Source organism: Caldimonas manganoxidans ATCC BAA-369 (assembly GCF_000381125.1).
Taxonomy (GTDB): Bacteria; Pseudomonadota; Gammaproteobacteria; order Burkholderiales; family Burkholderiaceae_C; genus Caldimonas; species Caldimonas manganoxidans.
Window position 1 is genome coordinate 1 of sequence record NZ_KB905936.1, and the last position, 25,046, is coordinate 25,046.

Sequence of the window (25,046 nt, forward strand, 5' to 3'; positions counted from 1 at the left end):
GTCAGTGCAGGCCCAGGGGACTGCCTTCGCCATCGGTGTTCCTCCGCATATCTACGCATTTCACTGCTACACGCGGAATTCCATCCCCCTCTGCCGCACTCTAGCCGTGCAGTCACAAATGCAGTTCCCAGGTTAAGCCCGGGGATTTCACATCTGTCTTGCACAACCGCCTGCGCACGCTTTACGCCCAGCAATTCCGATTAACGCTCGCACCCTACGTATTACCGCGGCTGCTGGCACGTAGTTAGCCGGTGCTTATTCTTCAGGTACCGTCATCACTCCGAGGTATTAGCCCAGAGCTTTTCTTCCCTGACAAAAGCGGTTTACAACCCGAAGGCCTTCTTCCCGCACGCGGCATGGCTGGATCAGGCTTGCGCCCATTGTCCAAAATTCCCCACTGCTGCCTCCCGTAGGAGTCTGGGCCGTGTCTCAGTCCCAGTGTGGCTGGCCGTCCTCTCAGACCAGCTACGGATCGTCGCCTTGGTAAGCCTTTACCCCACCAACTAGCTAATCCGACATCGGCCGCTCCAATCGCGCGAGGCCTTGCGGTCCCCCGCTTTCACCCTCAGGTCGTATGCGGTATTAGCTACTCTTTCGAGTAGTTATCCCCCACGACTGGGTACGTTCCGATGCATTACTCACCCGTTCGCCACTCGCCGGCATCCCGAAGGACCCGCTGCCGTTCGACTTGCATGTGTAAAGCATGCCGCCAGCGTTCAATCTGAGCCAGGATCAAACTCTTCAGTTCGATCTCTAAAACTCATCCGGAATTGAAGTGAACTTCACTTCTGCTTCCGTGAGCGTTCAGGAAAGTCTTTCAACTTCCCCACAAGGCATCCGCCTCAAACGCCCACGCTTATCGGCTGTATCTTGTTAAAGAACCCACACCACAAACAAAACCTTCGCTTCGTTTGCGTCGCCAATCAGTGATCAGCGAAGACCGAGATTATTGCAAGATTCTTATTTCCTTGTCAAGTGCTCGGTTATCTTTGCTGCTCGCTTTAGGCTATCTTCGGGCAATTGTTATGGCCGCCATGCTGACTCGCAGCAACCACCACTCTTGCCTTTCACGACTTCGGAAAAGCCGAAGCTTTTGCGCTAAGTCGATCAGCGAAGCCTCGCAGTTTAATCACGACTACGAGTCGGCGTCAAGCCCCTCATGACCATCCGCTGGTGGACCGTTCGCCAGGGAGGCACACGCAGTCGCCAAGTTCGCGCACAGAATGGAGGACGTTGCATCATTGACGCATGAGCACTTTGCCAATCGTGTGGTTGGAACCCGGGGAGATCGACTTTCCCGCGGTCGAGGAGGCGCTGGGCCCGGACTCGGTGGCGCCAGGCTTGCTGGCCGCCGGCGGAGATCTGTCCCCCCAGCGGCTGCGCGCAGCCTATGCCCGAGGAATTTTCCCCTGGTATGGCGCGGGGCAACCGGTGCTTTGGTGGAGCCCGGATCCGCGCATGGTGCTCGAGACCTCGCGCCTGAAGTTGTCGCGATCATTGCGCAAGACGCTGCGACGTTTCCGTCAAGATCCGCGTGCCGAGATTCGTATCGATTCGGCATTCGGGCGCGTGATCCGGGCCTGCGCTGCAACGCCCCGCGCCGGGCAAACGGGCACCTGGATCGTGCCCGAGATGGTGGAAGCGTACGAGCGCTGGCATCGTCTGGGAGAAGTGCACTCGTTCGAGACCTGGGTCGATGGAGAGCTGGTCGGGGGGCTGTACGGCATTGGCATGGGTCGGATGTTCTTTGGCGAGTCGATGTTTGCTTGGCAGACCGATGCCTCCAAGATCGCTCTGGCAGCCCTCGTGGCGTTTTGTTTGCATCACGGCATCGAAATGATCGATTGCCAACAGCGCACAGACCATTTGGCGTCACTGGGCGCACATGAGGTGCCGCGGGCTCGTTTTCTGGCCCATGTGCGGCGCGCCATCGCCTTGCCTGCTCCCGCCAGCTGGACTTTCGAGCCGCAACTGTGGGATCAGCTGCAGGCCCTGCCGCACCATGCCAACCTCGTGAGCGTGCCTTCCTCGACACAGTCCGCACCGTCCGCATGACGCATCCCAAAGAACTTCCGCTCGCGTCGCTCCAGTTCTATGCGACTGCACCTTACCCTTGCAGCTATCTGCCGGGAAGGTCGGCACGCTCGCAAGTGGCCACGCCCAGTCACTTGATCCATACCGATACGTATTCCGATCTGGTGGCCCGGGGGTTCCGCCGCAGTGGGATGTTCACTTACCGCCCTTACTGTGACGGCTGCCGTGCCTGCGTGCCGCTGCGCATCCCGGTGCAACGCTTTCAACCCAATCGCAGTCAGCGTCGGGCTCTGCGTCAACACGCCTCGCTAGAAGTGCGCGTGTTGCGACTGTGTTTCGTGCCGGAGCATTATCAGCTTTATCTGCGCTACCAATCGGGCCGTCACAGCGGCGGCGGCATGGACCACGACAGTGTGGACCAGTACACGCAATTCCTGCTCCAAAGTCGGGTGAACTCTCGGCTCGTGGAGTTTCGGCAGCCGCAGACTGGCCAGCTGAAGATGGTGTCCATCCTCGATGTGCTCAATGACGGGCTGTCGGCGGTATACACCTTTTATGAGCCGGAGCCTGGCTGCAGCTACGGCACCTACAACGTGCTGTGGCAGATCGATCAAACGCGCCAACTCGGCCTGGCTCATGTCTATCTTGGCTACTGGATCCGGGACAGCCGCAAGATGGCTTACAAAGCGCAGTTTCGCCCGCATGAGCTGTTGATCGATGGTCAATGGCGGCCCTCGGACGAGGGCGCGTCCGCCCCTTGAACGACCGAGGGGCCCCACAGGGCCCCTGCGATGACCTCGGCGCCGACGCCGCGACTCAGGCAGCCGCCAGTGCGAATTCCACCGGTGCACCGGTCTTCATCCGCACCTCGTCTTCGGTGACGCCGGGGGCAAGCTCGACACAGCAAAAACCCTGGGGCGTGATGTCGAGGACGCACAAGTCGGTGATGACGCGGTGGACCACCCCGACGCCGGTGAGTGGAAGGGTGCACTGCTTGAGCAGCTTGTGCTCACCATTTTTGGCGCAGTGCTCCATCAGCACGACCACACGGCCCACGCCGGCGACCAAATCCATGGCGCCACCCATGCCCTTGACCATCTTGCCGGGGATCATCCAGTTGGCCAGATCGCCTTTTTCACTGACTTGCATGGCCCCAAGGATGGCCAGGTTGATCTTGCCTCCCCGGATCATCGCGAAGGAGTCGGCCGAGGAGAAGAACGATGAGCCCGGCAAGGTGGTGACGGTCTGCTTGCCGGCATTGATGAGGTCCGGATCGACTTCGTCTTCCGTGGGGAATGGGCCGATCCCCAGCAGACCGTTCTCGCTTTGCAGCCAAACCTCCATGCCAGCGGGCACGTGGTTGGCCACGAGGGTGGGCAAACCGATGCCCAGGTTGACGTAGTAGCCGTCACGCAGCTCACGGGCGGCGCGCGCCGCCATCTCGTCACGATTCCAAGCCATGTGCAGTCTCCTTCAAGCAGCAGCGCGCACGGTGCGCTGCTCGATGCGTTTTTCGGGGTTGGCGTTCAGTACGATGCGGTGCACGAAGATGCCCGGCAGGTGAATCTGATCGGGATCGAGCTCACCGGTTTCGACGATTTTTTCGACCTCGACCACGGTGATCTTGCCGGCCATGGCCACGTTGGGGTTGAAATTGCGGGCGGTTTTGCGGAACACGAGGTTGCCGCATTTGTCGGCAATATAGGCTTTGACGAGCGAGACGTCAGGCACCAGCGAGCGCTCCATCACGTACTTGATGCCATCGAATTCCCGGACCTCCTTGCCTTCGGCCACCACGGTGCCCACTCCCGTGCGGGTGAAGAAGGCCGGGATGCCGGCCCCGCCAGCGCGCAGCTTCTCGGCCAGCGTTCCTTGCGGGGTGAACTCCAGCTCGAGTTCGCCGCTGAGGTACTGGCGCTCGAATTCCTTGTTCTCGCCCACATAGCTGGAGATCATCTTTTTGATCTGCCGCGTGGCCAGCAGCTTGCCCAAGCCGAAGCCGTCCACGCCAGCGTTGTTGGAGATCACGGTGAGGTTCTTCACACCGCTGGCCTGCAACGCGTCGATCAGGGCCTCGGGAATACCACACAGGCCAAAGCCGCCGACAGCCAGCATTTGGCCGTCCTTGACGATCCCTTTGAGCGCGTCGGCCGCACTGGGATAGATCTTGTTCATGCGAGTCTCCTTCGCAAGGGGGTTGGGACAAACCCACAGCGTACTACGTATCTGAATACGTAGAATCGCCTAAGCAGTCTCCTCGAGCTTGTGATGATGCCCGCACTTGCGTCCATCGATTACCGTGCCGCATTCGAGATGGCTCCCGTCGGTCTGGTGCTGTCACGCCATCGCATCATCGTCGATTGCAATCACGCGCTGGCCGAGATGTTCCGCACCTCGCGTGAAGCGCTGATCGGGCAATCGTTCCTGGTGCTCTATCCCAGCCGCGACGAATTCGAGCGCACCGGACGTCGCATCGAGCCCATTCTCGGGGCAAGCGGACGCTATGCCGATGAACGAATCATGAAGCGATCACCAGGGGATCCCCGGGGCGAGCTGTTTTGGTGCCACGTGAGCGGCCGGGCCTTCCATCGGGACACGCCGCATGCGGCGGGCATCTGGACCTTCGAGGATCTGTCATCCAAACGGCCTGTCACGCTGGAGCTGACCGGCCGCGAACGGGAGGTGGCCGCGTTGTTGATCGAAGGGCAGACCAGCAAGCAAATCGGTAAAGCGCTAGGCGTGAGCCACCGCACCGTGGACATCTATCGAGCGCGCTTGCTGCGCAAGTACCGGGCCAATACGACACCGGAGCTGGTGCAAAAGCTCATGGGGGGCTAAACCCCGTTTTTCTGTCATCGTCCTTCCGCGCGCCGTCACGACAGTGCAACGGCGATGGTCTCCAATCGAGTCGCCGTCGTCGCGGAGCGTGCATGAAGATCCTCATCGTCACGGATGCCTGGGAACCACAGGTCAATGGCGTGGTGCGAACGCTGAAAATGACCCGGCGCGAGCTGCTGGCCCTGGGTCATGAGGTGGAGGTGTTGTCGGCGCAGGGGCTTCCCACCGTGCCGTGCCCCACTGACCCGCAGATCCGCCTGGCGTGGATCTCCCGCCGCCGCATGGCCACTGTGATCGATGCCTTGAGCCCGGACTGCATTCACCTGGCCACCGAGGGTCCGCTGGGATGGCAGGCGCGGGCCGTGCTGCGGGACCGCGGGTGGCCATTCACGACCGCCTATCACAGCCGTTTCCCGGAATATGTGCATGCGCGCCTGCGCCTGCCGCCGGCTTGGACTTACGCGGCACTGCGTCGTTTCCACAACGCCGGGGTGGCCACGCTGGCGCCCACCCCGACCATCGTGGCCGACTTGCGCGCCCGCGGCTTCGTCCACGCCAGACTCTGGTCTCGGGGGGTCGACTCGTCAATGTTCACGCCGCACGGTCCACAGCTGCCGCGCGGACCCGCGCCGGTCTTTTTGTATGTCGGGCGTCTGGCGGTGGAAAAGAACATCGACGCCTTTCTGAGGCTGGACCTTCCTGGCGCAAAGTGGGTGGCCGGTGATGGGCCGCTGCGCGCCAGGCTGCAAAGTCAGTACCCCGGGGTGCGTTGGTTCGGAATCCTCGATGGTCCGACGCTGGCCCAGCTGTACCGCACGGCCGATGTATTGGTCTTTCCCAGTCTGACCGATACCTTCGGATTGGTGATGGCCGAGGCCATGGCCTGCGGGACACCGGTGGCGGCATTTCCAGCGCCGGGGCCGATCGACGTGGTAGGCCAGTCTGCCGGTGGCGTGCTCGACACCGATCTGCGCGCGGCGTGCCTGCGCGCGTTGGCCTTGCCACGCGAAGCGGTGCACGAATATGCCCGCCGCTATTCCTGGCGCGCCGCAACAGAACAGTTCGTCGCCGCCCTGCAGCCGCTTGAGCCAAGGTAGTCGCTGGCAGCCCGCAGTCGCAGGCATGCATGACTTCAGCTGACGGCTGCCCTCAGCCAGTCCGGCATCGGCACCGAGGTCTGCCGCGGGAAGTCCACCCACACCAGGGTCGCGCCTCCGGCCGCATCGATCTGGCCGGGGCAGTCGGTACGCTCGAGCGTGATGAAGGTGTCCACGCTGCTGCGACCAGGATTGGCCACGTAGTGACGGGCCAGCAACGTGCCTGGAAAGGTGATCTGGCGATAAAAGTTGCAAAAGGCATTGACGATGACCGGCCCCGTGCCGCGGGGGTCTGGCGCGCCGCCCAGCCGATGCAACCAATCGATGCGCACTGTTTCGAGATAGCGAAAGTACGCAGCATTGTTGACATGACCCATGGCGTCCATGTCGCCCCAGCGGATAGGAATCAGCATCTCATGGACGAGCTTTTTGTGCTCGGGGATGTCGATACGCATGTCCGAGCCGATCCTTTAGAGGGCGAAACCGTCATCAGCGGCGATCACGGCCCCATTGATGAAATGGCTTTCGTTGGAACAGAGCATCACGAGCAAAGCATCCAGGTCTTTGGGCTCACCGAGGCGTTTGCGCGGCAGCATTGCGATGAGTTTTTGACCTTGTTCGGTCTGCCAGTGATGGTGGTTGATCTCGGTGTCGATGTACCCGGGACAAATGGCATTGACGTTGATGCCGTACTTGCCCCACTCCAAGGCCATCGCACGAGTCATGTGGATGACCGCCGCTTTGCTCATGCAATACACGCCGATCTGGCCGAGCACCCGCAGGCCCGCCATGGACGCGATGTTGACGATGCGGCCGCCGATGAAGGTGCCTGGCGCGGCACCGCGCGCGCGAGCCAGCATGCGCTTGCCGACCTCTTGAGCCACGAAAAAGGCCCCGCGGGTGTTGGTGTCGAAGACGTAGTCGTAGTCTTCGGGCGTGACATCCACCAGCTTCTGAGTGGTGCTCACGCCGGAATTGTTGACCAGGATATCGATCGCCCCCACCTCGGTCTCGGCATGGGCCACGGCCGACCGGATGCTGTCGGTGTCCGTGACATCCATGCCCACCACATGGGCATCTCCTCCCAGGGCCTCGATCTCCGAGCGCAGGGTTTTGAGCCGCTCGACCCGACGGCCCGCGAGCACGACGGCTGCCCCGGCGCGAGCCAGAGTGCGGGCGAACTGTTCGCCCAAACCGCTGGATGCGCCGGTGATCAGGGCCACACGGCCGGATAAGTCGATGCTGTAACTCATGCGGGCCTCTCGGAAATGCGTGAAATGGGCTCGAAACCCGGGGACCCCAAGCATAACGAGACCCCGAGGCCGGTCCAAGCCTGTCGCACGGCCGACAGCGGCGCCTCGAGCGCCTGCGCTAGAGTGCACTGTCGAGCATCGAATCGAACGATCGTTCGATTTTCCGCCGCAACCCGATAGAATCCTGGTCATGCGGGGTGGACGCGTCGGCATCCCCCCAGGCGACCCCCTATCCATTCAAAGAGGAAGACACGATGACTGCGCAAGAGATCCTGGAGCAGTACGGCCCGCGCGAATCCATGGAATATGACGTCGTGATCGTCGGTGCCGGCCCTGCAGGGCTGGCCACGGCCATCCGGATCAAGCAGCTGGCCGCCCAGAAGAACCAGGACATATCGGTCGTGGTGCTGGAGAAAGGCTCGGAGCCAGGGGCCCATATTCTGTCGGGCGCGGTGATGGATCCTCGCGCGATGAACGAGCTGTTTCCGAACTGGAAGGAGCTGGGCGCACCGCTGAACCAGCCAGTCACCGCCGATGATGTGCTCACGCTCACCGAGACCGGTAGCACGCGCATTCCAGACTTTTTCGTGCCACGCAACTTCCACAACAAGGGGTGCTACGTCATCTCGCTGGGCAAGGTGGTCAAATGGATGGCCGAGCAAGCCGAAAGCCTAGGGGTGGAAATCTTTCCAGGGTTCCCCGCGGCCGAAGTCCTGTATGACGAGCAAGGCCGCGTGCGCGGCGTGGCCACCGGCAATATGGGCATCGGCAAGGATGGCAAGCCCACGGATCATTTCCAGCTGGGGATGGAACTGCTCGGCAAATACACCATCTTCGCCGAGGGCGCACGCGGGCATCTGGGCAAGCAGCTCATCGCTCGCTACAAGCTCGACGAGGGCAAGGATCCGCAGACCTATGCCATTGGCATCAAGGAGTTGTGGGAGATCGACCCGGCCAAAGCCAAGCCGGGCCTGGTGGTACATACGGCCGGCTGGCCCATGGATGATCAGACCTTCGGCGGGGGTTTCCTTTATCACCTCGAAGACAACAAGGTCACGTTGGGTTTCGTGATCGGGCTGGATTATCAGAATCCCTGGCTCAGCCCCTTCGAGGAGATGCAGCGCTGGAAGACGCACCCGGCCATCCGCGCGCACATCGAAGGTGGCAAGCGCTTGAGTTATGGCGCTCGTGCCATCAACAACGGCACACCCCAAGCCCTGCCCAAGACCGTGTTTCCTGGCGGCGCCTTGGTGGGCTGCGATGCGGGCTATTTGAACGCGGCGCGCATCAAGGGCAGCCATGCCGCCATCAAGAGCGGCATGCTGTGCGCGGAGGCTGTGTTCGAGGCCGTCACGGCCGGGCGTTCGGGCGACGAGCTGAGCGCCTACCCCGAAGCCTTCGAAAAGAGCTGGTTGTATGAGGAGTTGCAGCAGTCACGCAACTTCAAGCATTGGTTCAAGAAGGGACCGCTGGTGGGCAAGCTGATGACCGGCGTGGAGCAGTGGTTGCTGCCCAAGCTGGGGATTCAGAGCCCCCCTTGGACTTTGCATCGCGATCAGCCCGACCACGTGTATCTGAAGCCGGCCGACCAGTGCGAGAAGATCGTCTACCCCAAGCCGGATGGCAAGCTCACGTTCGACCGGCTGTCCTCGGTGTTCGTGAGCAACACCAACCATGAAGAAAACCAACCGGCTCATTTGACGCTCAAGGACCCCAGCGTGCCGGTTGCGATCAACCTGGCGCGGTTTGCCGGGCCCGAGAGCCGTTACTGCCCCGCTGGCGTGTATGAGTTCGTCAAGAACGAGGACGGCAGCGACCGGCTGCAGATCAACGCTCAGAACTGCGTGCACTGCAAAACCTGCGACATCAAGGATCCGACGCAGAACATCGTTTGGGTCACACCGGAAGGTGGTGGTGGGCCCAACTATGCGGGCATGTGATCCCCCGCGTCGACCAAGTCACGGAAAAAATGGCGGCGCCTAGGCCGCCATTTTTCTGTCGGGTGAATTACACTGACATCTGTCAGGAGAGAGCCCCCTGGTGGGGCCGCCGAAGGCGCAGGGCGCAAGCCCGAACGCTCAGGCACCCAGGACTGACAAGCGCCTCGTGGACGAGGCGTTCCTCACTGGAGAGAGGCTGGGCGACCGTGGTCACCCAGCCCACCGAAGGGGCAAGCCGCTGCGGCTGAAACAGCCAGGCGGCCAATCTCTCAGGTAAAGCGGACAGCGAGGGCAGCACGTGCCGGACCGATTGTCGGGACGGCAGGTTCGCATCACAGCCCCAGGAGATCGCCATGTCCGCCCAAGTCTCGACGCCCGCGCTGCTGCGCACGCCCCTGTATGCCCTGCACCGAGAGCATGGCGCCCGCATGGTGCCTTTTGCCGGCTACGAGATGCCGGTGCAGTACGAGGGCATCATCGCCGAGCACCGGCACTGTCGGCAAAGTGCAGCCTTGTTCGACGTGTCTCACATGGGGCAGATTCGTTTGGCCGGGGAAGAGGCCGCCCGCGCCCTGGAAACACTGGTCCCGGTGGACGTGGTCGATCTGCCCGTGGGCAAGCAACGCTATGGCTTCTTTACCAATGCCAGCGGCGGCATCCTCGATGACCTGATGATCACGCGCCGGGAACACGATCTGCTGCTGGTGGTCAACGCGGCCAACAAGCAAGCCGACCTGGCGCATCTGAACACCCATATCGGTCACCGCTGCACGGTGCAGTCTCTGCCCGACCGGGCCCTGCTGGCCCTGCAGGGCCCGCTGGCCGTGGAGGCCCTGGCCCGTGTGAATGCCGACGTGCAGCGGCTGAGCTTCATGACCGGCGATCATTTCACACTCGCTGGCAAGACCTGCTATGTGACCCGCTCGGGTTACACCGGCGAGGACGGTTTCGAAATTTCGGTGGCGGCCGAGGACGCCGAGGCCCTGGCCCGCGTGCTGCTGATGCAGCCCGAGGTGAAGCTGGCCGGTCTGGGCGCGCGCGACACCTTGCGGCTGGAGGCGGGTCTGTGCCTGCACGGTCACGACATCGACCCGCATACCACGCCGGTGCAAGCCGCGCTGAGCTGGGCGATCTCGAAGGTACGCCGCCCTGGCGGCGCGCGTGCCGGCGGCTACCCCGGCGCCCAGACGATCGAGTCTCAACTGGCGCAGGGGGCCTTGGTCAAGCGCGTGGGCCTGGTGGGCCTGGAGCGGACCCCGGTGCGCGAAGGGGCCAAGCTGCTCGATGCGGCCCGGCACAATGCCGGGCACGTCACCAGCGGCACCGTCAGTCCTACCTTGGGCGTGCCCATCGCGATGGGCTATTTGCCCGTGAACCATGCAGCCACCGGCGCCATCGTGCATGCCGTGGTGCGTGAGAAGACGCTCCCGATGCGCGTGACGCCCCTGCCCTTCGTGCCGCACCGCTACCACCGCTGATCCACTTGCTCCATTTCATTCCTCCGAGGAGTTCTGCATGACCGTCAAGTACACCCCCGACCATGAATGGATTGAACTCGATGGCGACGAAGGCGTGGCCACCGTCGGCATCACCGCCCATGCGCAGGATGCGCTGGGGGATGTGGTCTTCGTCGACCTGCCCGCCGTGGGGGCCGAGTTCAAGAAGGGCGAGGTGGCTGGTGTGGTGGAATCGGTAAAGGCCGCCGCCGATGTCTATGCGCCAGTCAGCGGTCGCGTTCTCGAGGTCAATGAGGACCTGCGGGCCGATCCATCGCTGGCCAATTCCGATCCTCTGGGCAAGGGCTGGTTCTTCAAGATCAAGCTGAGTGATTTGGCCGAGTTCGATGCCCTGTTGGACGCGCCGGCCTACGACGCCCTCCTCAAAAACACCTGAGCACTGCCTTCGCCGGCGGCCATCGGCCTGCGCAGGCACCGTCGGCGCGTGACTTTCTTCGCCCCAACGCCATGCTCATGTCTGCCCTCACCCCTTTGAGCGACCTCGAAGCTCACGATGAATTCGTGGCCCGCCACATCGGCATCGATGCCGCCGATGAACGAGCCATGCTGTCGGCCATCGGCGCAGCCTCCCGCGAAGGACTGATGGAAGCCTTGGTGCCCAGCAGCATCCGCCGCAGCACCCCGATGAAACTGCCGGCACCCGTGCCGGAGGCTCGCGCCCTCAAGGAGCTCAAGGCCATCGCCGCGCGCAACCGGGTGCTGCGCAGCCACATCGGCCAGGGCTACTACAACACGCACACGCCGGCGGTCATTTTGCGCAACGTGCTGGAAAACCCCGCGTGGTACACGGCGTATACCCCGTACCAGGCCGAGATTTCGCAAGGGCGCATGGAAGCTCTGGTGAACTTCCAGACCATGGTGTGCGACCTGACGGGCATGGCCATTGCCAATGCCTCGATGCTGGACGAGGCGACCGCCGCCGCCGAGGCGATGACGCTGGCCGCCCGGGTGGGCAAGAGCAAGAGCACCGTCTTTTTCGTTGCCGAAGACGTTCTGCCACAGACTTTGGAGGTGGTGCGCACGCGCGCGCGGCCGCTGGGTCTGACGGTGGTCACCGGTGCGGCCGAGCAGGCCGCCCAGACGGACTGCTTCGCCGCGCTGTTTCAGTATCCCGGCGTGACCGGACGCATCATCGATCTGCGCCCGCTGATCGACGCGGTCCATGCCCGCGGGGCCTTGGCCGTCGTGGCAGCCGACTTGCTGGCCCTGACGCTGCTCGCGCCGCCGGGCGAGCAAGGCGCCGACATCGTGGTGGGCACGACGCAGCGCTTTGGCATGCCCATGGGCAACGGCGGGCCACATGCCGCCTACATGGCCACGCGCGACGAGTTCAAGCGATCTCTGCCGGGCCGGCTGGTGGGCGTGAGCGTGGACGCTCATGGGCATCCGGCCTATCGGTTGGCGCTGCAAACCCGCGAGCAACACATCCGCCGCGAGAAGGCCACGTCCAACATTTGCACGGCCCAGGTGCTGCCGGCCGTGGTGGCCAGCATGTATGCGGTCTATCACGGCCCCCAGGGCCTCAAGCGCATCGCGCAGCGGGTGGCCAGCTACACCGCCGTGCTGGCCCAGGGTCTGGCCAGCCTGGGCTGGGCCCTCACGCACGACACGGCCTTCGATACCTTGGAGGTGCGCACTGGAGAGCACACGGAAGCCTTGATGGCCGCGGCCGTGGCCGCCGGCATGAACCTGCGCCGCGCCAGCCCAACGACCATCGGCATCTCGCTGGACGAAACCACGACACGCGAGCATGTGCAGGACTTGTGGCAGGTTTTCGCCCAGGGCCGTCCTCTGCCGGCTTGGGACACGGTCGAAAAAGGGGTCGCGGCGCTCATCCCAGAGGCGCTGCGCCGCACCAGCCCCTACCTGACGCACCCGGTGTTCAACACGCATCACTCCGAGACGGAAATGCTGCGTTACTTGCGCAGCCTGGCGGACAAAGATTTGGCGCTGGATCGCACGATGATCCCCTTGGGTTCGTGCACGATGAAGCTCAATGCCACCAGCGAGATGATTCCCATCACCTGGCCGGAGTTCGCGCAGATCCACCCCTTTGCGCCGCAAGACCAGCTCCAGGGCTACGCGCTATTGAATGAGCAGTTGTGCCACTGGCTGAGCCAAGCCACGGGCTATGCCGGTATCAGCTTGCAACCCAACGCCGGCTCGCAAGGCGAATATGCTGGGCTGTTGATCATCCGGGCCTACCACGAGGCGCGTGGCCAGGGACACCGCAATGTGTGCCTGATTCCGGAATCGGCCCATGGCACCAATCCGGCCTCGGCCCAGATGGCGGGCATGCAGGTCGTGGTCACCCGGTGTGACGCCGACGGCAATGTGGATCTGGACGATCTCCGAGCCAAGTGCGAGCAGTACAGCGAGCGCCTGGCCTGCGTGATGATCACCTACCCTTCGACCTACGGGGTCTTCGAAACACGGGTCAAGGAGCTGTGCGAGTTGGTGCATGCCCATGGCGGACGCGTCTATGTGGACGGTGCCAACATGAATGCCCTGGTCGGCGTGGCCGCCCCGGGCGAGTTCGGCGGCGATGTGAGCCACCTGAATTTGCACAAGACGTTCTGCATTCCGCATGGCGGCGGCGGCCCCGGCGTGGGCCCGGTGTGCGTGGTGGCCGACCTGGTGCCCTTCCTGCCGGCGCACCGCAGCGCAGGCCTGGGGCACGAGTCGCAGGTGGGGGCCGTCAGCGCCGCTCCCTTGGGCAATGCGGCCGTGCTGCCGATCTCCTGGATGTACATGCGCATGATGGGCGCCGAAGGCCTGAAGGCTGCCACCGAGACGGCCATCCTGAATGCCAACTACATCGCCGCACGTTTGGATGGCGCCTACGAACTGCATTTCAGCAGCAATGTGCCGGGCATCAAGGGAGGGGGCGTAGCCCATGAGTGCATTCTGGATTTGCGCCCGCTGAAGGAAACCTCCGGCATCACCGCCGAGGACGTGGCCAAGCGCTTGATCGACTATGGCTTTCATGCGCCCACGCTGAGTTTTCCGGTGGCCGGCACGTTGATGGTCGAGCCCACCGAGAGCGAGTCGCTGGCCGAGCTGGATCGCTTCGTCGAAGCGATGCTGGCCATCCGTGAGGAGATCGCCAAGGTCGAGCGGGGTGAATGGCCGCGCGACGACAACCCGCTGAAGAACGCGCCGCACACGGCCGAGAGTCTGCTCAAAGCCGAGTGGCACCACCCCTACACCCGCGAAGAGGCCGCCTACCCGCTGGCGCGCCTGCGTCGGCAGAAATATTGGTCGCCGGTGGGTCGGGTGGACAATGTCTATGGCGACCGCAATCTGTTTTGCAGCTGCGTGCCGTTGAGCGAGTACCGATAACACCGTCATGAAACAGCAATTCGCCAGCGATAACTATGCAGGGATGTGCCCGGAAGCCACGCACTGGTTCATGCAGGCCAATGCGAGCGGACACCAGCCCGGCTACGGCGAGGACATCTGGACCCAGCGCTCCACGGACAAGATCCGCGAGCTCTTCCAAACCGACTGCGACGTTTATTTCGTCTTCAATGGCACGGCGGCCAATTCGTTGGCCTTGGCCGCGATGTGCCAGAGTTATCACTCGGTGATATGCACGCCGGTGGCCCACATCGAAACCGATGAATGCGGCGGGCCGGAGTTTTTCTCCAACGGATCCAAGCTGCTGCTGGCCGAAGGTGAAAGCCCGTCGGCGCGCCTGGGCAAGCTCACGCCCGACGCGGTCGAGCAGTTGGTGACCAAGCGCAGTGACATCCATTACCCCAAACCCAAGGTGGTCAGCCTGACGCAAGCCACCGAATTGGGCACGGTCTACACCGTGGAAGAAGTGCGCGCGATCTCGGCCATCGCCAAGCGGCGCAAGCTCAAGCTGCACATGGATGGTGCACGCTTTGCCAATGCGGTGGCCGCCTTGGGCTGCCACCCCAGCGAGATCACTTGGCGCGCGGGGGTGGACGTGCTGTGCTTCGGTGGCACCAAGAATGGCCTGCCCATTGGCGAAGCCGTGGTGTTTTTCGACCGAGAGCTGTCCGAGGACTTCGCCTATCGTGTCAAGCAGGCCGGCCAACTGGCTTCGAAAATGCGCTTCATCTCGGCACCTTGGGTGGGACTGCTGGAAAACGACGTGTGGCTGCGCAATGCCCGACACGCCAACGCCATGGCGCAACGCCTGTACGAGGCCATCCGGGACGTTCCCGGCGTGCAAGTGCTGCATCCACCGCAGGCCAACTCGGTGTTCGTCCAGCTGCCAGCGCCGGTGATCGAGGGCTTGTACGCGAAGGGCTGGAAGTTTTACCAGTTCATCGCCGGTGGTGGTTGCCGCCTGATGTGTGCCTGGGACACCACGACCGAAGCGGTGGATGCCTTTGCCGCCGATGTGCGGCAGCTCTGCCAGGTCTGACCTTCCCCCTGCCGCAACCCGACCATGGCCGTCTCGGTCTTCGACCTGTTCAAGGTGGGCATCGGCCCGTCGAGCTCGCACACCGTGGGCCCGATGCGTGCGGCACGGATGTTCATCGAGCGGTTGCGGCAGGAGGGCAGGCTCGATGCCGTTGCACGCGTGCGCTGCGAGTTGTACGGCTCGCTGGGGGCCACGGGCAAGGGCCACGGCAGCGACAAAGCCGTGCTGCTGGGGCTGGCCGGCCACGAGCCCGATACCGTGGACGTGGACCAGGTGCCCTCGATGCTGGCGGCCATCCGCCTGGAGCGCAAGCTCGTGCTGGGAGGCACGCATCCCATCACGTTGGACGAAGCCGAGGACCTGGTCTTCCTGCGCCGGCAGAGCCTGCCGTTTCATGCCAACGGCATGCGCTTCCTGGCCTACGACGCCAGCGGCACCGAGCTGGCTGCGCGCATTTATTACTCGGTAGGTGGGGGCTTCGTGGTCAGCGAAGACGTGGCCGCCGACGGCAGCCGTCAAAAGCGCATCGCGCCGGACACCACCGTGCTGCCCCTGCCCTTCCACAGCGCAGCCGAACTGCTGGCGCTGACCCGACGCGAGGGCTTGTCCATCGCCGGCGTGATGCGTGTGAACGAGCGTCACTTGCGCAGCGATGCCCAGATCGATGCAGGGCTGTTGCACCTCTGGGGCGTGATGCAAGATTGCGTGAAGCGCGGCTGTCAGGCCGAAGGCACGCTGCCCGGCGGCTACAAGGTGCGCCGGCGCGCCGCGGCGTTGTATCGCTCGCTCACGGCCCATCCGGAAGCCGCCCTGCGAGATCCCTTGCAGGTGATGGACTGGGTCAACCTCTATGCGCTGGCCGTCAACGAGGAAAACGCGGCCGGCGGTCGCGTGGTGACGGCGCCCACCAACGGCGCAGCAGGCATCGTGCCCGCCGTGCTGCACTACTACACACGCTTCGTCCCAGGCGCCACCGAGGCCGGTGTGATCGACTTCCTGCTCACCGCCGGGGCGATCGGTATTCTTTACAAGGAAAACGCCTCGATCAGCGGTGCCGAGGTGGGTTGTCAGGGCGAGGTGGGCGTGGCCTGCTCGATGGCCGCCGGTGCGCTCTGTGCGGTCTTGGGTGGCACCCCAGCGCAGGTGGAAAACGCCGCGGAGATCGGCATGGAACATCACCTCGGCCTGACCTGCGACCCCGTGGGCGGACTGGTCCAAATCCCTTGCATCGAACGCAATGCGATCGCCTCGGTCAAAGCGATCAATGCCGCGCGCATGGCCCTGCGCGGCGACGGGGTCCATCACGTGAGTCTCGACCAGGTCATCAAAACCATGCGCGAAACCGGCGCGGACATGAAGACCAAGTACAAGGAAACCGCCCGGGGCGGGCTGGCCGTGAACATCGTCGAGTGCTGAGGCCCGCCAGGCAGCCCCGCCGTGGTGAATGGGCCCTGCCCCCTCGAGGGGCGCGGCAGCCCGGCCCTTCCATAGTGCAAGCCCCAGGGTGGTTTTTTTGTAATTTCGCGTTAAGCTTCCGGCATGCGACTCTTGTTAGCCGAAGACGACGCCATACTCGCCGACGCCTTGGTGGCCAACCTCGAACACGCCGGCTTCGAGGTGGAGACGGCCGACAACGGCGCCGTGGCCGAATATCTGCTCAACCGCCAGCACTTCGATGCGGCCATCCTCGACATCGGGCTGCCGCTGATCGATGGTCTGACCGTGCTCAAGCGCGTGCGCGCCAGCAAGCCAGCCCAGCCCATTTTGGTGCTGACGGCGCTGTGCGATCTGGAACACCGTGTCGAGGGGCTCAATGCCGGGGCCGACGACTATCTGACCAAACCTTTCGAGTTTCCCGAACTCGAAGCCCGGGTGCGAGCCCTGCTTCGGCGGGCTCAGCCGGGCCATGGATCGCTGCTGCAAGCCGGGCAATTGCAGATGGACCGTGACGCACGACGCGCCACCATCGCCGGCGAGGTGGTGGACCTGTCGCCTCGGGAATGGTCTTTGCTGGAGCTCTTGCTCAGTCAGCGCGACAAGGTCGTCACCAAGGAACAGATCACCCAGTCCTGGAGCGGTGAGGCCGCGGCCAAGGGTGAGCCTGCCGGGTCGATCGAGGTGTATATCCACCGTCTGCGACGCAAGCTGGAGCCCTCGGGCTTGTCGATTCGCACGGTGCGCGGCCTGGGCTACTTGCTTGAAACGGATCCCAAGGCGTGAACCTTCCGCGCTGGAGCGCCCTGCAGGCGCGCTTGGGTCTGGCCCCCGGGCGGCGCTCGCTTCATCGCCACTTGATGTGGTGGCTGCTGATGCCGCAGCTCGTGCTGTGGATCGCTGCGGCCTTCGTGACCTACAGCGTGGCCGCGCGTCACGCCAATCTGGCCATCGATCGCAGCCTGTACCAGTCCTCACGCGCGCTGGCGCAGCAAGTCAAACCGATCGACAATGGATTGCTGATCGACTTGCCCAAGGCGGCACAGGCCATTTTGGAGACGGACCCGGATGATCGCGTCTACTACATGGTCAGCACGCCCCCGGGCCAGTTCATCCTGGGTAACAACACGCTGCCGCCCCCACCGCCGATCCCCAATCTGGAACTCGATCGCCCCTACTTCTACGACGGTCTGGTCGATGGCGTGCCGGTGCGTGTGGCGGCCTTGTACCTTGCCTATGGCGATCAGTCCTCGCCGCAGCACATGCTGGTGCAGCTGGCCAAGAGCCGAGCCAGCCGGGAGGAGCTGGCCCGACAGATCCTGATCGATACGGTCTTGCCTCTGTCGGGCTTGATCCTGTTGATGTCACTGATCGTTTGGGGCGGCATCCGCGCCGGCCTGGCCCCGCTGGCACGGCTGCAGGCCGTGGTGGAAGACCGTGCCCCCAACGACTTGGCCCCCATCGAACTCGAAGCCGCCCCCCAAGAGGTGCGTGCCCTGGCCCAAGCCGTCAACAGCCTGTTGGCCCAGGTGCAGGAGAGTGTCAGCACGCAGCGCCGCTTCATCAGCAATGCCGCTCACCAGTTGCGCACCCCTTTGGCCGGGCTGAAGTCGCAAGTCGAGCTCGCCTTGGCCGAGGCCCAGGACCCGGCTCTGCGGACACGGCTGCAACGCGTCCACGAAAGCGCCACTCGTGCGGCCCACTTGGTGGGACAGCTGCTGGTGCTGGCACGCGCCGAACCGGAATCGGCTGCCGCGCTCGGCCGTCGCCGCTTCGATCTGGACCGGCTGGTGCGCGAGGTGACCGCCGAGCAAGTGCCCCGCGCCCTGCAAGCAGGAGTGGATCTGGGCGTGGAGGACCGCGATGCACAGCCTTTGCCTGTCCTGGGCAACCCGTTGTTGATTCGTGAGCTGCTGCTCAACCTCATCGACAATGCCGTGCGCTACGCTGGCCGAGGTGCCAGCGTTACCGTGCTGACCCGCGCGGTGCACGGGCAGGCCGAAGTGGTGGTCGAGGACGATGGGCCGGGCCTGCCCGCCGAGGCCGGCCCCGATGCCCACCAACGGGTCTTCGAGCGTTTCGTGCGCGCCAGCCAGGACGGCCATGGCTGTGGACTGGGATTGGCGATCGTCAAGGAAATCGTCGAGCGCCATGCCGGCCATGTCCACCTGGAACCCGTGCAGCCGCACGGTTTGCGGGCCGTGGTGTGCCTACCGATGGCGACGGACTGACACTCGCTTCCACAGAGGAGGCACCACCAGCAGCAGTGCGGCAATCAACAGCAACGAGCCCGAGATCGGCCGGGTCACGAAGGTGCTCCACTGGCCCTGACTGATGGTGAGCGCCTGACGCATCGATTGCTCCAGCATCGGGCCCAGAATGAGCCCCACGACCAAAGGCGCGACGGGGAAATCGAAGCGCCGCATCGCATAGCCGACCACGCCAAAGACGTACAGCAAGGCCACATCGAACAGCGAGTTGCCAGCCCCGTAGACCCCAACCGTGGAAATCAGGATGATGCTGGCATAGAGCAGTGGCACCGGAATCGACAGCAGCTTCACCCACAGCCCCACCAACGGCAAGTTGAGCATCAGCAGGATCACATTGCCAATGTACAAACTGGCAATCAAGGTCCACACCAAGCCGCCTTGGGAAGCAAAGAGCGTGGGTCCCGGTTGCAAGCCATAGCTCTCGAAAGCCGACAGAATGACTGCAGCGGTGGCCGATGTTGGAATGCCCAGGGTGAGCAAGGGCATCAGCACGCCTGCGGCCGAGGCATTGTTGGCCGCCTCCGGTCCGGCCACGCCTTCGATGGCGCCGTGACCGAATTCGTCTTTGTGCTTGGAAAGCTTTTTCTCGGTGTAATACGACAGCAGTGTCGGCAACTCGGCGCCTCCGGCGGGCAAGGCTCCGATCGAAAAGCCAAAGCCCGCGCCACGCACCCAGGGCCAGAAGCTGCGCCGCCAGTCCTCGCGCGTCAGCCATACCCGCCCTTGCAGCCTGAGCACTTCGCCTTGCCCCGCTCGCCCCTGCCAGGCCAAATACAAAGCCTCACCCACCGCAAACAGGCCCACGGCCACGGCAGTGAACTCCACGCCATCGAGCAGCTCGGCCTGCCCGAAGGTGAACCTTGGCTGACCGGTTTGCAGGTCGATGCCCACCAAGCCCAACAGCAAACCCAGCGCCAGTGCGATGAGGCCACGCAGCATCGAGCGGCCCAACACCGCCGAGACGGCCACCAGCGACAGCAGCATCAGGCTGAAATACTCGGCCGGCCCGAAGCGCAAGGCCAGCTCGACCACCCCGGGCGCCACGAAGGTCAGCGCAATGGTGGCCAAGGTGCCTGCCACGAAGCTGCCGATGGCCGCCGTGGCCAGCGCGGGGCCGGCGCGGCCGTTCTTGGCCATCTTGTAGCCCTCCAAGGCCGTCACCACGGTGGCCGACTCCCCGGGGGTGTTGATCAGGATGGACGTGGTCGAGCCCCCGTACATCGCGCCGTAGTACACCCCGGCAAACATCACGAACATCGCCGCGGCCGGCACCTTGTAGGTCAGTGGCAGCAGCAAGGCGATGGTCAGTGCCGGCCCGATCCCGGGCAACACCCCCACCATCGTCCCGAGCAGACAGCCCAAAAACATAGAGCAGGATCTCGGGCTGTAGCGCGGCGGCAAAGCCGCCCATCAGGGCTGCGAAGGTGTCCATGCAGTCAAGGCAATGGCCAAGGTCATGAGGCGCTCAAGGCCAGGGCAGGAAGTTGGCAAAGCGGCCGAGCGACACACCCAGCAACCGGTCGAAAAGGATCCACACCGCAAGAGAAACACACCCTCCCACGCACAGATCTCGCCCCCAGCGCGCGCTGTCGAAGGCTCGGGCGATCCCCACGAAGGCCAGCACACCGGCCAGCCCGATGCCCACCACGGGCGTGAGCCCCAACAGAGCCGCCAAGCCGCCGACAAGCCAGGCCACCCGGCGGTGCTGCCCCGGCAAGGGCGACTCGTGTTCATCGAGCAGCACGTCGCTGCTGCGGCCCTGCAAGCTCATGGCCAGATACAACACCGACAGCACGGCCAACGCTGCCACCAGGATGCGGGGCATCACTGCTGGCCCCACCGCCGCAAACACCGGGGCCTCGGGAATCCTGCCGACCTGCCAGGCCGCCACCCCGACCACAGCCAACAACGCCAGCCCCATGCCGATGGGGCCTGCACGCGGGCGCAGCGGTCCGGTCATGCCAGGCCCAAATCTTTCATCACGGCCTCGGTGGCCGCGATGTCTGCCGCCAGCATTTGCGCAAAGGCATCCCCGGCCAGGAACACATCGGTCCATTTGCGTTGCTCGAGTGCCTCCTTCCAGGCCGGCGAGGCATGCATGCGGGTCAACAAATCGATCAGCGCTTGGCGCTGTGATGCCGAAATCCCGGGCGCGCCGAACACACCGCGCCAATTTGCGGCCGTCACGTTCAGGCCCTGCTCCTTCAGCGTGGGCACGTCCACGCCCGGGATGCGCACACTGCCGGACACCGCCAGGGCCCGCAGCCGACCGCTACGGATGTGTTCGGCGAACTCGGAATACCCCGAGATCCCCGCCACCACCTGGGCGCCCAACACCGCCGCCGTGGCCGGGCCCCCACCGGCAAATGCCACATAGGCCGCCTCGCGGGGGGTCTTGCCCAGCGCCCGCAGGATGAGCCCCAGCAGCAAATGATCGGTTCCTCCGGAAGAGCCGCCGGCCACACTGACGGCCTTCGGGTCGGCACGCAGGGCGTTCTCGAGGTCCTTCCAGGTCTTGTGTGGACTGCTGGCCGGCACCACGATGACGCCAGCTTCTTCGGTCAATCGGGCCAGCGGGGTGACGTCTTTGATCGTGACCGGGCTTTTGTTGGCAATGCCCCCACCGACCATCACCGAGCCGCCCACCATCATCGCGTTGCCCTGGCCTCGGCGCTGGTTGACGAAGCGCGGCAAGCCCACCATGCCCGCGGCCCCACCGACGTTTTCGAACTGGAAACTCCCCACCAGGCCGGCGGCCTTGCAGGCCGCCTCGATGGCCCGGGCCGTGCCGTCCCAGCCACCGCCGGGAGCCGCAGGCACGAACATCAGGATCGATTCGAACAGCTGCTGAGCCCAAGCCAAAGAGGACAGGCCCCCCAGCGTGGGAGCCAGACCGGCCGTCACGATGATTCGTCGGCGAATGGGGTTCATGAGCGTCTCCAATCAATTGATCCTGTCATGGGGCTGCGGCACTCGCGCCCGCGCCTGTCGAGCGTAATTGGCGGCGCTGATCCTGGCATCAGCGTTTGCGAGGGGTGGGGCAGCGCGCCTATCCGTGGAATCCCTCATTAATACTGCATGGATAATTCTTTAATTTTTTCTTAACATTGGCAGACACGTCCCCGACGTGCATACCCACAACCTGAGGAGCAAGGACATGACCCTGACCCGATCCACACGCTCGCGCCTCGCGCGCCTTTCAAAGCAGGCCTGGGCGGCCTGCGCCGCCCTGGGCCTGAGCACGGCCGTGACGGCCGGTGAGGTGGAAGTGCTGCATTGGTGGACCTCTGGCGGCGAAGCCAAGGCCGCCACCGCGTTGAAAGGCCAAATGCTCAAGCTCGGACACACTTGGCGCGATTTCGCGGTGGCCGGCGGCGGTGGCGACTCGGCGATGACGGTACTCAAATCGCGTGTGGTGTCGGGCAATGCACCGGCAGCCGCCCAGATCAAGGGACCGTCGATTCAGGAGTGGGCCCGCGAAGGCGTGCTGGCCAGCATCGATGACGTGGCCAAGGCCAACAACTGGGACGCCCTGCTACCCAAGCCCATTGCCGATGGACTGAAATACAAAGGCAGCTATGTGGCCGCACCGGTCAACGTGCATCGCGTGAACTGGCTATGGGCCAACCCGGCGGTCTTGGCCAAGGCTGGCGTGAAGATGCCGACCACCTGGGACGAATTCTTTGCCGCGGCCGAGGCCCTCAAGAAGGCCGGTGTGATCCCCGTGGCCCATGGCGGCCAGAATTGGCAGGACTTCACCACCTTTGAATCGGTCGCTCTGGGCGTGGGCGGCGTGGGCTTCTACAAGAAAGCCCTGGTGCAACTGGACCAGACCGCGCTCAAGAGCCCGACCATGGAGAAGGTGCTCACCACCTTCAAGCGCATCAAGGACTACACCGACCGCAACGCCCCGGGACGCGACTGGAACCTGGCCACTGCGATGGTCATCAACGGCCAAGCCGGCATGCAGCTGATGGGGGACTGGGCCAAAGGCGAGTTCGTCGCCGCTGGCAAAGTGCCCGGCAAGGACTTCCTCTGCGCCCCGGCCCCTGGTACGGCCCAGGCCTTTACCTACAACGTCGACAGCTTCGCGATGTTCAAGATCAAGAACGAAGCCAACGTCAAGGCGCAGAAAGACTTGGCCGCAGCCCTGGTCTCGCCGGAGTTCCAGGAGGTGTTCAATCTGAACAAGGGGTCGATCCCGGTGCGCTTGAACATGGATTTGTCCAAGTTCGATGACTGCGCCAAACTCTCGGCACGCGACTTCGCCGCCTCGGCCAAGTCCGGCACCTTGGTGCCCTCCATCGCCCATGGCATGGCCGTTCCCTCGGCCATCGAAGGCGCGATCAAGGATGTGGTCTCGCAGTTCTGGAACAGCGACCGCATGAGCGCGAAAGAAGCCATGGATCGTATCGCTGCGGCGGCCCGCGCGCAGTGATTTCTTTGTCCCCGGCGTGTGTTGCGCCGGCGGCCGCGGCCCTGGGGCCGCGGCCGCCGTCTCTGAAGTTCCTCACCGATCCCGCATGACCTCCTCCCCTGCCTTGCGGCCGCGCCAGCCTTGGCTGCCGCGCTTGGTGCTCGCGCCTTCTTTCGTGCTGTCGATGATCTTCATCTACGGCTTCATCGCCTGGAACGGCTACCTTTCGCTGTCGGCCTCACGGCTGCTACCCAACTACGAATTCGTCGGTCTCGAGCAGTACGTCACCTTGTTCGAGAGCGAACGTTGGTGGCTGGCCATGCGCAACCTGGGCATCTTTGGTGTGCTCTTCATCGGCCTGTCGATGGCCTTGGGCTTGTTGCTGGCCATCTTGCTGGACCAGAAGGTGCGCGCCGAAGGCGCCTTGCGCACCATCTTCCTCTATCCGATGGCGCTGAGCTTCATCGTCACCGGCACGGCCTGGAAATGGATTCTCAATCCGGGCCTGGGCCTGGAGCACCTGATGCACCAATGGGGCTTCGAGAGCTTTCGTTTCGACTGGCTCATCGACCCCGATCGGGCCATCTACACCGTGGTGATCGCCGGGGTGTGGCAATCGGCCGGCTTCGTGATGGCCCTGTTCCTGGCCGGGCTGCGCGGCATCGACGACAGCATCATCAAGGCCGCCCAACTCGACGGCGCCAGCCTGCCGCGCATCTATTGGCGCATCCTCATCCCCAGTCTGCGCCCCGTCTTCTTCAGCACATTGCTGGTGCTGTCACACATCGCAATCAAGAGTTTCGACTTGGTCATGGCGCTGACCGCCGGTGGCCCTGGTTTCGCCACCGACGTGCCTGCCACTTTCATGTACACGATGGCTTTCACTCGTGGTCAGATCGGCCTGGGAGCGGCATCGGCCACCATCATGCTGGCCACGGTCGCAGCCATCGTCGTTCCCTACCTCTACAGCGAACTGCGCACGAAGAAGTCCGCATGAAGCATTTGCATCGATTCCTCATCTTGGGCGCCTTGGCGGTCTTCGCTGCGCTGTTCCTCGCGCCGCTGTATGTGATGGTGGTCACCTCCCTGAAGGACATGGACCAGATCCGTGCCGGCGGCCTGCTGGACCTGCCATCCAACCCAAGCTTGGCCGCTTGGTCCAAAGCCTGGTCCAGTGCCTGCACGGGCACCGACTGCGGAGGGCTGCGGCCCTTCTTCATGAACTCCATCGCGATGGTGGTGCCTGCCGTGCTGATCTCCACCGTGCTTGGCGCTCTCAATGGTTATGTGTTGAGCAAGTGGCGCTTCCGCGGCAGCGAGCTGGTGTTCGGGCTGATGCTCTTTGGTGTGTTCATGCCCATGCAGGTGGTGCTGCTGCCGATGTCGCAAGTGCTGGGCTGGCTGGGGCTGTCGACCTCCATCTGGGGCCTGGTGCTCGTCCACGTGCTGGCTGGCCTGCCCTCCACCACGCTGTTCTTCCGAAACTACTACGTGGGGCTGCCCGACGAGTTGGTCAAAGCCGCCATGATCGATGGTGCCGACTTCTGGCGCATCTTCTGGCGCATCGTCCTGCCGCTGTCCACGCCCATCCTGGTCGTCACCCTGATCTGGCAGTTCACGCAGATCTGGAACGACTTCCTCTATGGCGTGGTGTTCACTGGCGCAGAGTCCAAGCCGGTCACGGTGGGCCTGAACAACCTGGCCAACACCACCGCCAACGTCAAGGAGTACAACGTCGACATGGCCGCCGCCATGATCGCCGCCCTGCCCACGCTGATCGTCTACATCATCGCTGGCAAATATTTCGTGCGCGGCCTCACCGCCGGCGCCGTGAAAGGTTGAGTCCC

The 25,046-nt window shown here is 63.9% G+C and carries 22 protein-coding genes, 1 rRNA gene and 2 riboswitches; of the genes, 15 read left to right on the forward strand and 8 right to left on the reverse strand.

The window, feature by feature from the left end:
• Positions 1-748 (reverse strand): 16S ribosomal RNA (locus tag F615_RS0106290); the annotation flags it as partial.
• A gap of 500 nt (positions 749-1,248) precedes the next feature.
• Here F615_RS0106290 and aat point away from each other — a divergent pair.
• Both aat and F615_RS0106300 read left to right on the forward strand, forming a co-directional pair.
• On the forward strand, positions 1,249-2,055 hold the full coding sequence (aat, locus tag F615_RS0106295; protein ID WP_019560324.1) for a leucyl/phenylalanyl-tRNA--protein transferase: 807 nt from the start codon (positions 1,249-1,251) through the stop codon (positions 2,053-2,055).
• Positions 2,052-2,795 carry an arginyltransferase gene (locus tag F615_RS0106300; protein WP_026330082.1) on the forward strand — a complete coding sequence of 248 codons (744 nt, stop codon included), beginning with the start codon at positions 2,052-2,054 and terminating at the stop codon, positions 2,793-2,795. Before aat ends, F615_RS0106300 begins: the two co-directional genes overlap by 4 nt.
• Before the next feature lie 55 nt (positions 2,796-2,850).
• Here F615_RS0106300 and F615_RS0106305 read toward each other — a convergent pair whose 3' ends face one another.
• A complete protein-coding gene (locus F615_RS0106305) occupies positions 2,851-3,495 on the reverse strand; it encodes a 3-oxoacid CoA-transferase subunit B (protein WP_019560326.1) in 645 nt (214 codons plus the stop codon).
• A 12-nt stretch (positions 3,496-3,507) separates the two neighbouring features.
• Positions 3,508-4,209: a CoA transferase subunit A gene (locus F615_RS0106310; protein ID WP_019560327.1), complete on the reverse strand. Its 702-nt coding sequence runs from the start codon at positions 4,207-4,209 to the stop codon at positions 3,508-3,510.
• Between the two features lie 93 nt (positions 4,210-4,302).
• Here F615_RS0106310 and F615_RS0106315 point away from each other — a divergent pair, with 93 nt between their 5' ends.
• Positions 4,303-4,872 carry a LuxR C-terminal-related transcriptional regulator gene (locus tag F615_RS0106315; protein WP_019560328.1) on the forward strand — a complete coding sequence of 190 codons (570 nt, stop codon included), beginning with the start codon at positions 4,303-4,305 and terminating at the stop codon, positions 4,870-4,872.
• 92 nt (positions 4,873-4,964) lie between these two features.
• Positions 4,965-5,969, forward strand: coding sequence for a glycosyltransferase family 4 protein (locus F615_RS0106320; RefSeq protein WP_019560329.1), 1,005 nt, complete (start codon positions 4,965-4,967; stop codon positions 5,967-5,969).
• A 35-nt stretch (positions 5,970-6,004) separates the two neighbouring features.
• Here F615_RS0106320 and F615_RS0106325 read toward each other — a convergent pair whose 3' ends face one another.
• Both F615_RS0106325 and F615_RS0106330 read right to left on the reverse strand, forming a co-directional pair.
• Positions 6,005-6,424, reverse strand: coding sequence for an acyl-CoA thioesterase (locus tag F615_RS0106325; RefSeq protein WP_019560330.1), 420 nt, complete (start codon positions 6,422-6,424; stop codon positions 6,005-6,007).
• A gap of 15 nt (positions 6,425-6,439) precedes the next feature.
• Complete coding sequence (locus F615_RS0106330; protein ID WP_019560331.1) at positions 6,440-7,222, reverse strand: SDR family oxidoreductase; 783 nt, start codon at positions 7,220-7,222, stop codon at positions 6,440-6,442.
• A 254-nt stretch (positions 7,223-7,476) separates the two neighbouring features.
• On the opposite strand from F615_RS0106330, the gene F615_RS0106335 reads away from it, so the two are divergent.
• From F615_RS0106335 to F615_RS0106370, 8 genes are all read left to right on the forward strand, one after another.
• Entirely contained in the window at positions 7,477-9,162 is a 1,686-nt protein-coding gene (locus F615_RS0106335; RefSeq protein ID WP_019560332.1) for an electron transfer flavoprotein-ubiquinone oxidoreductase, read from the forward strand.
• Between the two features lie 73 nt (positions 9,163-9,235).
• A riboswitch (glycine riboswitch) is annotated at positions 9,236-9,327 on the forward strand.
• A gap of 10 nt (positions 9,328-9,337) precedes the next feature.
• A riboswitch (glycine riboswitch) is annotated at positions 9,338-9,458 on the forward strand.
• A gap of 57 nt (positions 9,459-9,515) precedes the next feature.
• Positions 9,516-10,640: a glycine cleavage system aminomethyltransferase GcvT gene (gene gcvT / locus F615_RS0106340; RefSeq protein WP_019560333.1), complete on the forward strand. Its 1,125-nt coding sequence runs from the start codon at positions 9,516-9,518 to the stop codon at positions 10,638-10,640.
• Between the two features lie 37 nt (positions 10,641-10,677).
• Entirely contained in the window at positions 10,678-11,055 is a 378-nt protein-coding gene (gcvH, locus tag F615_RS0106345) for a glycine cleavage system protein GcvH (protein WP_019560334.1), read from the forward strand.
• A 71-nt stretch (positions 11,056-11,126) separates the two neighbouring features.
• On the forward strand, positions 11,127-14,021 hold the full coding sequence (gene gcvP, locus F615_RS0106350) for an aminomethyl-transferring glycine dehydrogenase (RefSeq protein WP_019560335.1): 2,895 nt from the start codon (positions 11,127-11,129) through the stop codon (positions 14,019-14,021).
• A gap of 7 nt (positions 14,022-14,028) precedes the next feature.
• Positions 14,029-15,078 (forward strand): threonine aldolase family protein, encoded by a 1,050-nt coding sequence (locus F615_RS0106355; RefSeq protein ID WP_026330083.1) that lies wholly within the window; start codon positions 14,029-14,031, stop codon positions 15,076-15,078.
• 24 nt (positions 15,079-15,102) lie between these two features.
• Positions 15,103-16,494 (forward strand): L-serine ammonia-lyase, encoded by a 1,392-nt coding sequence (locus F615_RS0106360; RefSeq protein WP_019560337.1) that lies wholly within the window; start codon positions 15,103-15,105, stop codon positions 16,492-16,494.
• Positions 16,495-16,617: 123 nt separating this feature from the next.
• On the forward strand, positions 16,618-17,298 hold the full coding sequence (locus F615_RS0106365; RefSeq protein ID WP_026330084.1) for a response regulator transcription factor: 681 nt from the start codon (positions 16,618-16,620) through the stop codon (positions 17,296-17,298).
• A complete protein-coding gene (locus tag F615_RS0106370; RefSeq protein ID WP_019560339.1) occupies positions 17,295-18,743 on the forward strand; it encodes a sensor histidine kinase in 1,449 nt (482 codons plus the stop codon). Before F615_RS0106365 ends, F615_RS0106370 begins: the two co-directional genes overlap by 4 nt.
• On the opposite strand, the gene F615_RS19170 is transcribed toward F615_RS0106370, so the two are convergent.
• The 3 genes from F615_RS19170 to F615_RS0106385 form a co-directional block, all read right to left on the reverse strand.
• Positions 18,723-20,123, reverse strand: coding sequence for a tripartite tricarboxylate transporter permease (locus F615_RS19170; protein WP_375060583.1), 1,401 nt, complete (start codon positions 20,121-20,123; stop codon positions 18,723-18,725). The two genes, F615_RS0106370 and F615_RS19170, sit on opposite strands and share 21 nt — an antisense overlap.
• Before the next feature lie 124 nt (positions 20,124-20,247).
• Entirely contained in the window at positions 20,248-20,742 is a 495-nt protein-coding gene (locus F615_RS0106380) for a tripartite tricarboxylate transporter TctB family protein (RefSeq protein WP_019560341.1), read from the reverse strand.
• A complete protein-coding gene (locus F615_RS0106385; RefSeq protein WP_019560342.1) occupies positions 20,739-21,713 on the reverse strand; it encodes a Bug family tripartite tricarboxylate transporter substrate binding protein in 975 nt (324 codons plus the stop codon). Before F615_RS0106385 ends, F615_RS0106380 begins: the two co-directional genes overlap by 4 nt.
• Before the next feature lie 226 nt (positions 21,714-21,939).
• Between F615_RS0106385 and F615_RS0106390 the strand changes: the two genes are divergently transcribed.
• The 3 genes from F615_RS0106390 to F615_RS0106400 all read left to right on the forward strand — a co-directional run bounded on the left by F615_RS0106390 (position 21,940) and on the right by F615_RS0106400 (position 25,041).
• Positions 21,940-23,220: an ABC transporter substrate-binding protein gene (locus tag F615_RS0106390; RefSeq protein WP_019560343.1), complete on the forward strand. Its 1,281-nt coding sequence runs from the start codon at positions 21,940-21,942 to the stop codon at positions 23,218-23,220.
• 85 nt (positions 23,221-23,305) lie between these two features.
• Positions 23,306-24,196, forward strand: coding sequence for a carbohydrate ABC transporter permease (locus F615_RS0106395; RefSeq protein WP_019560344.1), 891 nt, complete (start codon positions 23,306-23,308; stop codon positions 24,194-24,196).
• Positions 24,193-25,041 carry a carbohydrate ABC transporter permease gene (locus F615_RS0106400; RefSeq protein WP_019560345.1) on the forward strand — a complete coding sequence of 283 codons (849 nt, stop codon included), beginning with the start codon at positions 24,193-24,195 and terminating at the stop codon, positions 25,039-25,041. Before F615_RS0106395 ends, F615_RS0106400 begins: the two co-directional genes overlap by 4 nt.
• Positions 25,042-25,046 lie beyond the last annotated feature (5 nt).